The 12,854-nt window shown below is 58.0% G+C and carries 10 protein-coding genes and 4 tRNA genes; 4 read left to right on the top strand and 10 right to left on the bottom strand.

The genetic code is table 11. From position 1 onward, the window contains the following. The 7 genes from VGM18_20295 to VGM18_20325 form a co-directional block, all read right to left on the bottom strand. Positions 1-333, bottom strand: a 333-nt coding sequence (locus tag VGM18_20295) for a GTP-binding protein (GenBank protein ID HEY3975355.1), incomplete at its 3' end; no start/stop codon positions are given. 118 nt (positions 334-451) lie between these two features. Beyond that, positions 452-790, bottom strand: a complete 339-nt coding sequence (locus VGM18_20300; protein HEY3975356.1) for a hypothetical protein — start codon at positions 788-790, stop codon at positions 452-454. Positions 791-807: 17 nt separating this feature from the next. Next, positions 808-882: transfer RNA gene (locus VGM18_20305), tRNA-Gly, on the bottom strand. Between the two features lie 157 nt (positions 883-1,039). Continuing rightward, positions 1,040-1,115, bottom strand: a tRNA-Thr gene (locus tag VGM18_20310). 45 nt (positions 1,116-1,160) lie between these two features. After that, complete coding sequence (locus VGM18_20315; protein HEY3975357.1) at positions 1,161-1,337, bottom strand: hypothetical protein; 177 nt, start codon at positions 1,335-1,337, stop codon at positions 1,161-1,163. 52 nt (positions 1,338-1,389) lie between these two features. Beyond that, positions 1,390-1,478 (bottom strand) — tRNA-Tyr (locus tag VGM18_20320). 296 nt (positions 1,479-1,774) lie between these two features. Beyond that, a tRNA-Thr gene (locus VGM18_20325) sits at positions 1,775-1,850 on the bottom strand. Between the two features lie 206 nt (positions 1,851-2,056). On the opposite strand from VGM18_20325, the gene VGM18_20330 reads away from it, so the two are divergent. The 3 genes from VGM18_20330 to VGM18_20340 all read left to right on the top strand — a co-directional run bounded on the left by VGM18_20330 (position 2,057) and on the right by VGM18_20340 (position 5,486). Continuing rightward, positions 2,057-3,118: a hypothetical protein gene (locus VGM18_20330; GenBank protein ID HEY3975358.1), complete on the top strand. Its 1,062-nt coding sequence runs from the start codon at positions 2,057-2,059 to the stop codon at positions 3,116-3,118. A 132-nt stretch (positions 3,119-3,250) separates the two neighbouring features. After that, a complete protein-coding gene (locus VGM18_20335) occupies positions 3,251-4,792 on the top strand; it encodes a cytochrome c biogenesis protein/redoxin (GenBank protein HEY3975359.1) in 1,542 nt (513 codons plus the stop codon). 151 nt (positions 4,793-4,943) lie between these two features. After that, positions 4,944-5,486 (top strand): protein-disulfide reductase DsbD domain-containing protein, encoded by a 543-nt coding sequence (locus VGM18_20340; protein HEY3975360.1) that lies wholly within the window; start codon positions 4,944-4,946, stop codon positions 5,484-5,486. Positions 5,487-5,749: 263 nt separating this feature from the next. Here the strand turns inward: VGM18_20340 and VGM18_20345 are convergent, their stop codons facing one another. After that, on the bottom strand, positions 5,750-7,474 hold the full coding sequence (locus VGM18_20345) for a glutamine--tRNA ligase/YqeY domain fusion protein (protein ID HEY3975361.1): 1,725 nt from the start codon (positions 7,472-7,474) through the stop codon (positions 5,750-5,752). A 464-nt stretch (positions 7,475-7,938) separates the two neighbouring features. On the opposite strand from VGM18_20345, the gene VGM18_20350 reads away from it, so the two are divergent. Beyond that, on the top strand, positions 7,939-9,114 hold the full coding sequence (locus VGM18_20350) for an FG-GAP repeat protein (GenBank protein ID HEY3975362.1): 1,176 nt from the start codon (positions 7,939-7,941) through the stop codon (positions 9,112-9,114). A gap of 453 nt (positions 9,115-9,567) precedes the next feature. Here VGM18_20350 and VGM18_20355 read toward each other — a convergent pair whose 3' ends face one another. Together VGM18_20355 and gltX are read right to left on the bottom strand one after the other, a co-directional pair. Continuing rightward, positions 9,568-11,052 (bottom strand): radical SAM protein, encoded by a 1,485-nt coding sequence (locus tag VGM18_20355; GenBank protein HEY3975363.1) that lies wholly within the window; start codon positions 11,050-11,052, stop codon positions 9,568-9,570. Positions 11,053-11,204: 152 nt separating this feature from the next. Further along, entirely contained in the window at positions 11,205-12,677 is a 1,473-nt protein-coding gene (gene gltX / locus VGM18_20360; GenBank protein ID HEY3975364.1) for a glutamate--tRNA ligase, read from the bottom strand. Positions 12,678-12,854 lie beyond the last annotated feature (177 nt).

Consider the following 12,854-nt stretch of genomic DNA (forward strand, 5'->3'; position numbering starts at 1 on the left):
GTCGGTCGCCGCCACCACCAGAATGCCGCCATCCATCTGCGCCGCGCCCGTGATCATGTTCTTGATGTAGTCGGCGTGGCCCGGGCAATCGACGTGCGCGTAGTGCCGCTTCGCCGTCTCATACTCGACGTGCGCCGTGGCAATCGTGATGCCGCGCGCTTTTTCTTCCGGCGCGTTGTCGATCGAATCGAACGACCGAAACTTGATATTCGGATTGTGCTTCGACAAAACCTTCGTGATCGCCGCCGTCAACGTGGTCTTGCCATGGTCGATGTGACCAATCGTCCCCACGTTGCAGTGCGGCTTGGTCCGATCAAATTTTTCTTTCGCCATAACTCAGCTCTTAGCTCCTAGCTCTTAGCTTCTAGCTCAAACCAACCCCACCCCTTGTCATTCCGAACCCGCCGCTAAGGCGGGTGAGGAACCTGCTGTTTTCTGAACACCGCTGGATTCAGTAATACTGATACAGCTTTTTAAACTTGTGCCGCAGCGCCGGATCTACCGTTTCGAGCTTCGACAGATAAAACTCCCGCATCTGCGCCTGGTCCGACACCGGCAGCGATTCATATAGATGCTTCGCGCCCAGTTCCGCTTCGCCCACCACAGCCTCAAGCAACCGCTGCGCCAGTACCGCGTCAAAATCCCGGACGCGAATTCCCTTGCGATCGAGCTGCTTCAGGAAGCGCTCGACTCTCTCGGGCAAGAACGCCTGCTCGACCGCCGCTTGCAGCTTGGCGAACTCGTGCGCCTTCTCGACCTTGATGGCAGCCTGCTCGAAATTCACTGTCATCGTCCTCGCTAGATCCATGGAGCGGGAGACGGGAATCGAACCCGCGACCAACAGCTTGGAAGGCTGTGACTCTACCACTGAGTTACTCCCGCCAAAACCAGCTGTCAGCTATCAGCCCCTTCGCCATACGGCTCAGGGCAAGCTAAAAACAGCTCTCAGCCAAACTGCTGCGGCTAAAGCCGCTCGTTATACGACGCTTTACGGCACGGCTAAAGCCGCGCCCTTCCACTATCCTTCCAACTCAAACTCTGGAGCCGATGACCAGGATTGAACTGGTGACCTCTCCCTTACCAAGGGAGTGCTCTACCAACTGAGCTACATCGGCCCAAAACCAGCCGTCAGCCCTTGGGCGTCAGGCGTCAGCAAACCCTTACTCGGCGTCGCTCTTGTCCGCGTGAAGAACGTCGTTGCGCCGCAACACCGACTTCACCGCGAAAAATGCCAGGACCACCAGGGTCCCCGCCCTTAACTTCGCGTCGGTCAGCGTCGTCCAGGCCAACGCTCCCAACACCACGTAACACACCAGCGCAATGGACAATCTGCTCACAAATCAGCTGCTCTCAAATCAGCGATTCACAGCTTCAGCGATTCAGAAGTCATGGTGCACAGGGAAGGATTCGAACCTTCGTACCTCGCTAGGAGGGACAGATTTACAGTCTGTTGGCTTTAACCACTCACCCACCTGTGCAAAAACTTTCGGGCGATGCGGCTGGAAAGCACTTGCTATACCCGCAGACCAAACGCAGCAAAGCCACGCACTTCGATTTCACAATACAAGATTCGCTAAACAGGGAAACCAAGGCTCGCGCTAAGAAAACCGCGAAGATCACAGCACGCCGGAAAAGTACCGAATGGAGTGCGTTGGAAAAACCTGTTGCGCCACTACCGAGTCCGCCAGAACTGCCGCAAATTCACGTCTTAATTCTTTGCTACGATCTTTACTGCGATTCTTTTGCTTGCGATTCCGTTCCCGCGATTCATTTCTGGAGCTGGCGAAGGGATTTGAACCCCTGACCCTCTGATTACAAATCAGATGCTCTACCGACTGAGCTACGCCAGCAAATTCGGGAGAAAAACAAGCCTTCGCCCAAACTTATCCCTCTGATCCTTACCAGATGTCCGGGACAATTGTTTACGATATCACAAGGCCAAGATGGGGCGCAACCGGAGATAGTTGCGTTCTGCCTGACCATCACGACCGGGCTAAACTTCCAGCCGCACGTCTCCGACCCTTTGCTGCTATCATTTCATTCCTGACCTGCATTCATGCGAATTAGGCGCACTTTTCCTATCGCTCTGGCGGTTGTAGCGGTTGCCGCGGCGGTGACGTTTGCCGTCCAGTTACGGAAGCATGCGCCCCCGGAGCCGGCGCGGCTGCTGCCCGGCGCCGACGCCTTTATCTATGCCGATTTCGGCTGGGCCCGGAAGATGAATGGCGGAAAGCTGCTCCTGCCGGGGGCGCATAGTCCGGAGCACGATCCGGACTATGACCGCTTCATTCAGGACACGGGATTCGACTTCGAGCGCGATCTGGACGCCGTGGCCTTCGCCGTCCACTATCCGGCGAGTTGGCCGGGCGGAGGAACCGGGGGGGCCGCGCCGGAGCCGCGATTTTCCGAGGTCTTCACCGGCAAGTTCGACGGCACCCGGTGTCTCGCCTATCTGAAGAAGACCGCGAAGTCGGTCGAGAATTACCAGTCGATCGACATCTTTACGATTCCACTCTACGGACGATCCTTCCGCATTGCGATTCTCGGCGTCGATACGGTCGCGGCCTCGAATCATGACGACCCAGCGGTGATCCGCGGCATGGTCGACCGTTCGCGGCGGCTGGCTTCACCTTTTGGCGGTCCGGCCTTGCTGCGCCGCTTTTACAAGCGTGTGCAACTGGCCAGTCCGGTGTGGATGGTGGCACGGGTCGAGCCATCGTCACCGGGATTTGACGCGTGGTCTTCGATATTTCCCAAGCCTGCCGACCTGGTCGTTTCCGCGAGCTACAATCCGCTCCATCTGCCGTTGCGCACCGGGGTGCTGCATTTGCGCGCCGAGGCCGAAGCAGCCACTGACGACGACGCTCGTAGCATCGTCGACAAGGCCAATGTATTCCTGGCAATGTTTCGCAGCGCAGAAATATCGGTGGGCGCGCCGGGCAGCGACGCCGACGTGAAGGCGGCTTTTGACAGCCTGCACGTGCGCCAGGAGGGTTCGCGAGCAATACTCTCGGCAATCTTGCCCAGCGGAGTCCTCCGCAAGCTGGGCGAGACTTCGGATCAGACAACGGAAATGGGGGCACCCGCAGCCAATGCGAAGCCGGGGAAATCGCGCTGAGAATGCGGTCGGGTATCTGAACTTGCCATTAAGACCCGCAACTGCTGAAACTAAATCCTTCGCTGAGCGTCTGATCAATATGATCGCATGCGGTCAGATCGCATCCAGCAGGTACAATAAAAGCTAAGTAAAATGTCGAGCTCTCTCTCCAGTCTGCCGCTTCCTCTGGCCGCGTTCGTCGCGGGGCTGATTTCGTTTCTCTCGCCCTGCGTGCTGCCGCTGGTGCCGGGGTATGTTTCCATGATCTCGGGAGCCGCCCTGGACGAGCTCAAGGCGGCAAGCGGCGATCTCCGGCGGCGAGTCCTCATCAACTCCGTCGCATTTATTCTAGGTTTTTCGGTTGTTTTCATCGCGCTTGGCGCCGCCGCTACCGAGGTCGGCCAGGCGCTCGGACAATACCGATCGATCCTGGCTCGCGAAGCCGGAATATTAATCATCCTGTTCGGCCTGCACATGACCGGATTGGTCACTATCAAGGCCCTTTACACCGATGCTCGCCTGCACAACGTAAAGGGTGGCAGCACGATGCGCGGGTCGTTCGCCATCGGCTTCGCCTTCGCCTTCGGCTGGACGCCCTGCGTGGGCCCGATTTTGTCCGTGATTCTCGGATTCGCCAGCGCTGAGGCCTCAGCCCTCAAAGGTATTCTCTTGCTGGCGGCATACTCGCTGGGGCTGGCTGTGCCGTTCATGATCACGTCGCTGGGCCTTGAACAGTTCCTTAGCTTTTACAGCCGCTTCCGTCGCCACATGCACATCATGGAGGTCGCGAGCGGAGCGATTCTGATCGCCCTCGGACACCTGCTCGTTTTTGATCGCTTCACTTTAATCTCAAGCCAGCTTTCGTTCCTGGGCCGCTTCGAGACATGGCTCGAGGGAGTGGTCACCCACAGCAGCGTTACCGGAATCATTCTCGTGACGGCTGCGGTTGCCCTGGTGCTGTACCTCGCTTTGCGCCCGGGACGACGCGCAATCGCGCCGACGCCGGCAACACCAAGCGTGACAACCGATGCCGGCGCAACGCAGGATGCCAGCGATGCAACGGTTCCAAATTCCCTGCCAGAGTCGGCACCTTCGCAAATCGCAAGAGGCCGCAATCCTCTCGCCCTAGTCGCAGCGGCGCTGGTCGCAGCCGGGATGATTTACTTTGGCGTGCACATGGCGCGCCGCCCGTCGCCGCCGCAAGCCGCAGCGCAAGCCTCGCCCGCGCCCGACTTCACCCTCGAATCGCTCGATGGCAAGAATCTCAGCCTATCCGACTTGCGCGGCAAAGCCGTTCTGCTGAATTTCTGGGCAACCTGGTGCGGTCCGTGCAAAATCGAAACTCCGTGGCTGGTGGAATTGCAGAACAAATACGGAGCGCAGGGACTTCAAGTCATCGGCGTCGCCATGGATGATTCCGGCAAAGACGACATCGCCAAGTTCGCCAAAGATATGGGCATGAATTATCCCGTGCTGCTCGGTAAGGAAGCCGTAGGCGACGCCTATGGCGGCGTTCCCGCGCTGCCGGAGAGTTTCTTCATCGGGCGCGATGGCAAGATCGTCGACAAAATCGTCGGCTTGAGAGGGAAGGCTGAAATCGAGGACTCGATCAAGATGGCGCTCGGGACGCAGTCGGGCAACGCGAAAGACCAGAATGACGCCGCGCCACTAGCCGCGGCGCAGCCTCAGAACTGACACTAGGAACCGGTGTGCGCTCGCTCTACCATTGATCCAGACCGCAGTTGTCATCCTGAGCGAAGCCGTTTTTCAGGCGGAGGGAAGGATCTCAAGTCCGCGGGCGCGTCGCGTGAGCCCGAGTGCACGACTTTAGACGATCGCATTCGAAATGATTTCGCCAAGGCATAGCTCGAACCTGATCGTCATCCTGGCGCTGCTCGCGGTCACGGCATCCGCGCAGACCGGCAAAGCGCCATCGGTTTCCTTCGCGCCAGTGGCGCTGGTGACGGCCCCCCGCGCAGCGCAGACGATGGTGAGCCTAAATTTCCGCGTGGCCTCCGGTTTTCACATCAACTCCAACACGCCGAAGGACGAGTATTTAATTCCAACCAGCCTGAAGATGGACCTGCCCACCGACATCATTCTTGGAAAGATCAATTATCCCGAAGGCAAAGACTTGACCTTCCCTTTTTCTCCCGACGAAAAGCTAAACGTGTACAGCGGAGATTTTACGATCGCGGTGGCCGTGCATCCGCTGCACGCGGTAACGCCGGGAAAGTACGTGATGCACGGCGTCCTGCGCTACCAGGCCTGCGACAACGCGCAGTGCTTCCCACCGAAAACTCTGCCGGTAAGCTTCGATGTCAAAGTCGTCAAGGAACCGCCGGGACCACACAAAAATCCGGCCCAGAGCCCGCACGTGCATAACTAGATGTCGGCTTTCAGCTGTCAGCAACACCCGTAAACCGCGTTGTCATCCTGAGCGTAGCCGTTTTTCAGGCGAAGCGAAGGATCTCACACTTAATCGGCTCGGCGCGTAAGCCAACTGCACCACTACCGCTCTCTCAGTAACCTTGACTTCGAATTTCAATCTGCCGATAATTGAGTTGTAGCTGGACAGGCTTACGCCCCGAGTGCAGTTTAGCTCGGGTTTCGTTTTTCGGTTCCAGCCGAAAGATTAATCCGCGTTAGCTACTATTTCCCGCCCTGTCTCTTCTCGGTTCTCGCCCAAGCATCTTTCAACGCGACAGTACGGTTGAACACCGGCCTGCCTGACTTAGAGTCGGGATCGACACAAAAATATCCCAGACGTTCGAACTGATAGCGGGTTCCCGCCTCAGCGTTGGCTAGCGACGGTTCAAGCTTCGCGTCGGCAATAATTTCCAGCGAGTTTGGATTCAGATTGTCGAGCACATCCTCGCCTTCCTCTACATCGCTGGGATCTTCTTTCAGAAAAAGATTTTCGTACACGCGCACTTCGCCCTCCACCGCGTGCACGGCCGAGACCCAGTGGATCGTCGCCTTCACCTTGCGGCCGTCGGGAGCATTGCCGCCACGCGTCGCAGGATCATACGTACAGTGAACCTCGACCACTTCGCCGTTCTCGTTTTTCACGACGCTCGTGCAGGTAATGAAATATCCATAGCGCAGGCGAACCTCGCGTCCCGGCGACAGCCGGTAATACTTCGGCGGAGGCACCTCGCGAAAATCATCCTGCTCGATATAGAGCACGCGCGAGAACGGCACTTTGCGCGAACCGGCGCTTTCATCTTCGGGATTGTTCACCGCATCCATCTCCTCACTCTGTCCCTCGGGATAGTTGTCGATCACAACTTTCAACGGACGCAGCACCGCCATCACGCGCAGGGCGCGCTTGTTCAAGTCCTCGCGCACAAAATGTTCGAGCATCGCAAGCTCGATCGAGCCGGTGGTTTTCGATACGCCAATCGCTCCGCAGAAATTGCGGATCGCTTCCGGCGTGTACCCGCGGCGTCGAATGCCGCTCAGCGTCGGCATGCGCGGATCGTCCCATCCCCGCACGCGCCCTTCCTGCACCAGTTGCCGCAATTTGCGTTTACTCAGCAGCGTGTGCGTCAGGTTGAGCCGGTCGAACTCGATCTGCTGCGACGGAAAAATGCCCAGTTGCTGGATGAACCAGTTGTAGAGCGGGCGATGATCTTCAAACTCCAGCGTGCACATCGAATGCGTAACTTTTTCGAGCGAGTCCGACTGGCCGTGGGCAAAGTCGTACATCGGATAGATGCACCACTTGTTGCCGGTGCGGTGGTGCTCGGCGTGCAGAATGCGATACATCACCGGATCGCGCATATTCAAGTTCGGCGACGCCATGTCGATCTTGGCCCGCAGCACGCGCGAGCCGTCGGGAAATTCTCCCGCCTTCATGCGCTGAAACAGATCGCGATTCTCCTTCACCGACCGATTGCGATGCGGACTGTCCTTGCCCGGCTCGGTGAGCGTGCCGCGATACTTGCGAATTTCTTCCGCCGAGAGGTCGTCGACGTAGGCCTTGCCATCGCGAATCAATTTCAGCGCCCACTCATAGAGCTGGTCGAAATAATCCGACGCGTAAAAAAGTCCGTCCCAGTGAAAGCCCAGCCACTTCACGTCCTCCATGATGGAGTCGACGTATTCGGTCTCTTCTTTCTCAGGATTGGTGTCGTCGAAGCGGAGATTCGTGTGTCCGCCGAACTCGTCGGCGAGCCCAAAGTCGAGGCAGATCGCCTTAGCGTGCCCGATGTGGAGATATCCGTTGGGCTCGGGAGGAAATCGCGTCTGCACCCGCCCGGCGAACTTATTAGTCTTCAGGTCGTCAAAAATAATGTCGCGCATGAAGTTAGACGGTCGAAGCTCGGGCGCGGCCTTTTCGCCGGTCTCTGCCTCGGCATTGGACGTTTTCATACTGTGATCTTACCGCAAAGAAAGGCGCCCTCGCCCGCGCCGCTTGCTCGGGAAACCAAGCGGCGAACACGAACCGCAATCGGCACAACGGGGACAACGAGGTAGGCGGGAAAAAAAGAATTGCGACAATGAGATATCACATCTCCCTCTCCTTCCAACAAGCTGCCGACAAACGACATCCGTTGCCCTTGACAGGGTGGTTGGGCGCTTTGATAATGTTTTCCCCCGCGCTGGGCTCCCCCGTCTTACAACCTACTTTCCGAAGTGTCTCCACGACCCTTCACGAGGACAAATGTATGACTCTCACTCTCGCTAGACTACGCACCTTGGCAGCCTTGCTATTGGCTTTACTCGTAGCGGCGTGCGCCTTCGGGCAAGGCAACACATTAGATCGACCCGCGGCAGTTCGCGGCGCCCTGGCTTCCACATCCTCGCCTCGCATATCGAAACCTCCCATATCGGCGATGGACCAGATCGCGGAATTGACAGCTTCGGACGAGCAACAATTCAGCTACCTGGGAACATCGGTGGCAGTGAGCGGCAACACCGTTGTAGTCGGCGCACCTGGCACCGATGGCCAGGGCAATTTCGTTTCAGGAGCCGCTTACGTTTACGTGAAGCCGTCCACAGGATGGGGGAATATGACCCAAGTCGCGAAGCTGACAGCTTCCGACGCTGGCGGAACGGCCGGATTTGGTCTCTCGGTGGCCATCAGCGGAAAGACGATCGTAGTCAATTCGAATCTTCCGGAACTATATGTTTTCGAAGAACCGGCCGGTGGCTGGACCGATATGACCGAAACCGCGATCCTGAGCGTTTCCCCCGTCGGCCTGGGTCCGTGCCTTTGCGGCCAGTTGGGGATTGACGGAGACACCCTCATCGTCGGGTCGCCGCTCGACGCCTTCGGTAATTTTGGTTCAATCGAGGTTTACGTCAAACCGGCCACTGGCTGGCAGAACACTTCCCAACCCAATGCCACGCTGATCCAGGCCGATGCACAATACGAGGAGCAGTCCTTCCGGTCGGTTGCCATTAGCGGCGGCACGGTCGTCGGGGAAGGTCTCGTTTTCGCCAATAACACGGCAGAGAACTCCGTTTTCCTGTTTACCAAGCCAGCGAATGGTTGGAACGGGGACTACACTCCGCAGGCCGTGCTGTCCTCCACGCAAGCGTTGAATTACTTTGGCGGGGGCACCGTCTCCATCAGCGGCAATACTGTCGTCGCCGGCTCGAACAGTCCTAACTTAACTAATTTTCCGCCGCCCTTTGTCGACGTGTGGGTCGAGCCCACCTCGGGTTGGAGCGACATGACGGAAACGGCTCAACTCAGCGATGGCAACACTACCTTCGCTGACGAATTCGGCACCTCCACGGCGATCGTCGGCAACCGAATCCTGGTAGGCACGCCCGCTGCCTACGCTGTCAAAGCCGGCTCGGCCTACCGCGGAACGGTGTTCTCATTCACCAAACCAGCGAACGGCTGGAAAACCACCACCACCCCGAACGGCCGCTTGCTCAATTCCGACGCCACTAACAACGACGGATTCGGTTCCAGCCTCGCGGCAGCCGGAACCACCACAGTGGTAGGCGCTCCCTACGGCCCCACCTCCAGTTACAATGGCAGAGCTTACGTTTATTGAACGAAAACTGGGCTGGCCCATCCCTTGCAGTCAGCATGTAATGTGGTTGCCCCATCCTTCCCGCGTTTTGTGCGGAAGGGTGGGCCGCCACGAACGTCGCAGCGTTCCTTCTTGCCTCCATCATGCGCGTTACCGGCGCCTGGCGCATCCCACCCTTGTTTCCGCAAAGTACAAACGCAGACAAGGGTGGGGGTGCTTCCCGAATCGGAAGACTTAGGATCGTTTGCATCCAGCCTATAAAGTCAAGTCCACTTTCGTAGACATTGACCGTCCACGAAAGTAGACATTTCTTCCACAGCCTAACTAACTCAAAACAAACCGCTGCGAAAATGCCTCGTAACAGAATCAATGACTTGGGGCCCGCGATTCCGTGCTTTTCCACAGTGTTCCCGCAGGAACATTTGTACATACAAGGGCCGTCGAGTCCCCGGCGGAATTTTCTCCCTCCGGCCGTTAAACCCCGGCCGACACAACTTGCCCCGGTGCCACGGCCGCAGACGCCTCTCGCTGCGCCAATCGGCGGCGAAAATGCACGTGACGCAAGCGCGTCATCTCGACCAGCGGCTTCCAGACCGGATTCACCAGGTCGTGCTTGATCAGCAGATGCCAGAAGCGGTTCGATCTTTTATACAAATAGGACATTGCCAGGTAGAGGGGGATCGCCTGCCAGTCTTCCGGCCGGCGACGCCAAATCGAGGCGTGTGAAAACAGCCGCTGGTAGATCCAGGCATAGCCCTGCTCGAGTTCTTCGGGCGTCATGTGTTTCGGCTGAAAAACAGCGTGGCCTGTGTCATAAAGCGTCCAGTCACGATGCAGGATTCGGCGTTGCTCTTCCATTTGACGAAACAAAGGTGTGGCCGGGTAGGGCGTAAGAATGTGGAACGTGGAGCACTCCAGTCGATTTTCTTCGATCCATTCGGCGGTGCGGGCGAAAACGTCTTTGCGGTCGTGATCGAAGCCAAGGACGAACGATCCGTTCACCTGAATTCCGTAGTCGTGCAGGATGCGGACGCGCCGCGCGTAGTCTGAGGTCTTCGGCGTTTTCTTATGCGAGTCGGCGAGATTGTCGTCGGAGAGCGATTCGAAGCCGACGAAGACGCCGGTGCATCCTGCAAGGGCCATGTTGCGGATCAGGCTGAGATCGTCGGTTACGTCAATCGTGACGGCGGCGCTCCATATTTTATCGAGCGGACGCAGCGCGGCGCAGAGCTGGTGCAGATAGTCGCGGCGTGAGCCGAGATTGTTATCGATGAAAACCGCGTACGGCTGGTCATCCTCTCGAAAGTCATCCACCACCTGCTGCGGATGCCGCATGCGATAGGGCATGCGCAGGCCGTCCGTGGCGAGATAGCAGAAGCCGCAGCGATTGTGGCATCCTCGCGTGGCGATCAGGCTGGTCGTTGTCAGAAAGCTGCGGCGCGGCAGAATCGAGCGCCGCGGCGAGGGGTCGTCGCAATAATCGTTCTCATAGGTGGCGACATAGCGCGCTTGCAGGCGGTTTGCTTCCACGTCTTTTAAAATGCGAGGCCACAATTGCACGCCGTCGCCGAGCGCGAGCGCATCCGCATGCGGCGCGCATTCATCGGGGCATGACAGCACGTGCAGTCCGCCGAAAATCACTTTTGATCCGCGGGCACGGTACCAATCCGCCAGTTCGTATGCACGTTGCGCAAAAGTCAGATGCACGGTGATGCCCACGACCTGCGGCATGGGACGAAACGGCGGACGGCCGTCGAGCAGATTTTCGTCCCAGTAGTCGACGCGCCAGTGTTCGGGGGTCGTCGCCGCAAAGCTCGTCAGAGCCAGGCTCGGCGTGAGGACGTGCTTGCCGAAGCTGGCATTCGCATCCTTGGGATAGAACGGATTGATCAGCAGGGCGTAATGTTTTTCGCTCGGGATCGCGGGTTGGTTGCGATCGAGCGCGGGCGCGACGGTCATCTCGCGAGGAATCCAACGCTTTGGGACGGGGCGAAGGAAGGGTCTGTCGGGTGCGATCATGAACGTACTTTATACTACAAAGTACTTCGTGTAAAGAGGAATATGACCCCTGAACGCTTGGGTTCTTAATTTTAATGAGCGGTGTCCGGGACCTATTGAATTCGGTCGATCGCTTGCCCAATCCTTGCCAGCGTGGTCTCTTTCCCCAACACTTCCAGCGTTTCGAACAATGGCGGCGCGTTCTTGCGGCCGCAGACGGCGACGCGGATCGGCTGAAACATCTGTCCAGCCTTCACGCCCAATTCCTGCGCTGCGGCGCGCAGCGCCTGATCGAGAGGATCGTGTTTAAATTCGACATTGGGCAGAACTTCCTTCGCGCGCCGTAGAACTTTCAGCGCCATGGCTGCGTCTCCCTTTTGCGGGATCAGTTCGGCCGGATCGTAGGGCGGCAACTGCTCTGCAAAAAAGAAGTCGGCGGCTGTGAGCACGTCGCGCAGCAGCTTAATGCGCTCGCGGATGAGCGGCGTGATGCGCAGCATTTTCTCGGCTGTCGCAGTGAAGCCGGCGGCGTGCACGATCGGCAGAAGGCGCTGACTGAGGTCTTCGACGTTCAGGCCGCGAATATGCTCGGCATTGAGCCAAACCGCTTTGGGATCGAATGTTTCCTCCGGCGTGGCCGCTGGCTCTTTGAAGTTCACCACTGCGTTCGAGCGGTTGATGCCTTGCAGCGAGAATGCGTCTCGCAGTTCTTGCAGCGACATATTCTCGCGATCGTTTTTTGGCGACCAGCCCAGCAGGCACAGAAAATTGATGAAAGCTTCGGGAAGAAATCCAGCGTCGCGATAGGTTGTAACGCTTACGACCGGGCCATGGCGGCGTTTCGAGAGCTTGGTTCCATCGGGCGCGACCAGCAAGGGCAGATGCGCGAACTGTGGGGGCGAGAAGCCCGCGGCCTCGAAAATCAATACGTGCTTGTAAGTGTTCGACAGATGATCCTGACCGCGAATGATATGGCTGATGCGCAGGTCGGCATCGTCCGCGCACGAGGCGAGGTGATACGTCGGCATGCCATCGGATCGCAAAAGGGCAAAATCTTCAATGTCGGCGCCTGCCTTCACCTGTTTGCCGTAAACGGCGTCGCTGAAGCGCACGATCCGGCCGTTGTCGCGCGGAACGCGAAAGCGCAGCGCAAACGATTCACCGGCGGCGGCGCGGCGGTCGCTTTCCTCGCGGGAGAGTTCCCGCATCCCGGTATTGAAGAGCCAGGTACCCTGCGCGCCCGATCTCTCACTATCCCCGGTATGGGCGGGAGTGAAATCGCGGTAGGCCAAACCTTTTTCAAAAATCGTCTCGGCCATCCGGCGATGCAGTTCGCCGCGCTCGGACTGTTTATATTCTTCGTCCCAACCCAGGGCCAGCCACTTCAGGCCATCGAAAATGGAATTGACCGAGGCGTCTGTGTTGCGTTCCACATCCGTATCGTCGAGCCGCAGGATCATCGTGCCCCCATTTCGGCGGGCGTACAGCCAGTTGAAAATGAAGGTGCGGGCGCTGCCCACATGGAGGAACCCGGTTGGCGAAGGCGCAAAGCGCACTCGCGGCCGGTTTTGCGAAAGTGAGGTCATTTGTTCGGGCATAGAATCGGGTTAGGCAATGCAGAGTCAAGCAAAAGCGCCATAACGATTTGGCGTTCACCCTCGATGCAAAAGCGTAATCGTCGAAGTTGGCCACTGTACTTAAATCTTATTGTGTTTTTCAGGCCTGATGTGAAAACATTGCTGCACTGTTTCCCCCCCGAAACT

Origin of the sequence: Candidatus Sulfotelmatobacter sp., from assembly GCA_036500765.1 — a bacterium.
GTDB lineage: Bacteria > Acidobacteriota > Terriglobia > Terriglobales > Acidobacteriaceae > Sulfotelmatobacter.

Bases quoted from the DNA above. Each gene is read 5' to 3' on its own strand.
- VGM18_20300 (HEY3975356.1), bottom strand. From the start codon at position 790: ATGACAGTGAATTTCGAGCAGGCTGCCATCAAGGTCGAGAAGGCGCAC.
- VGM18_20330 (HEY3975358.1), top strand. From the start codon at position 2,057: ATGCGAATTAGGCGCACTTTTCCTATCGCTCTGGCGGTTGTAGCGGTT.
- VGM18_20335 (HEY3975359.1), top strand. From the start codon at position 3,251: ATGTCGAGCTCTCTCTCCAGTCTGCCGCTTCCTCTGGCCGCGTTCGTC.
- VGM18_20340 (HEY3975360.1), top strand. From the start codon at position 4,944: ATGATTTCGCCAAGGCATAGCTCGAACCTGATCGTCATCCTGGCGCTG.
- VGM18_20345 (HEY3975361.1), bottom strand. From the start codon at position 7,474: ATGAAAACGTCCAATGCCGAGGCAGAGACCGGCGAAAAGGCCGCGCCC.
- VGM18_20350 (HEY3975362.1), top strand. From the start codon at position 7,939: ATGGACCAGATCGCGGAATTGACAGCTTCGGACGAGCAACAATTCAGC.
- VGM18_20355 (HEY3975363.1), bottom strand. From the start codon at position 11,052: ATGACCGTCGCGCCCGCGCTCGATCGCAACCAACCCGCGATCCCGAGC.
- gltX (HEY3975364.1), bottom strand. From the start codon at position 12,677: ATGACCTCACTTTCGCAAAACCGGCCGCGAGTGCGCTTTGCGCCTTCG.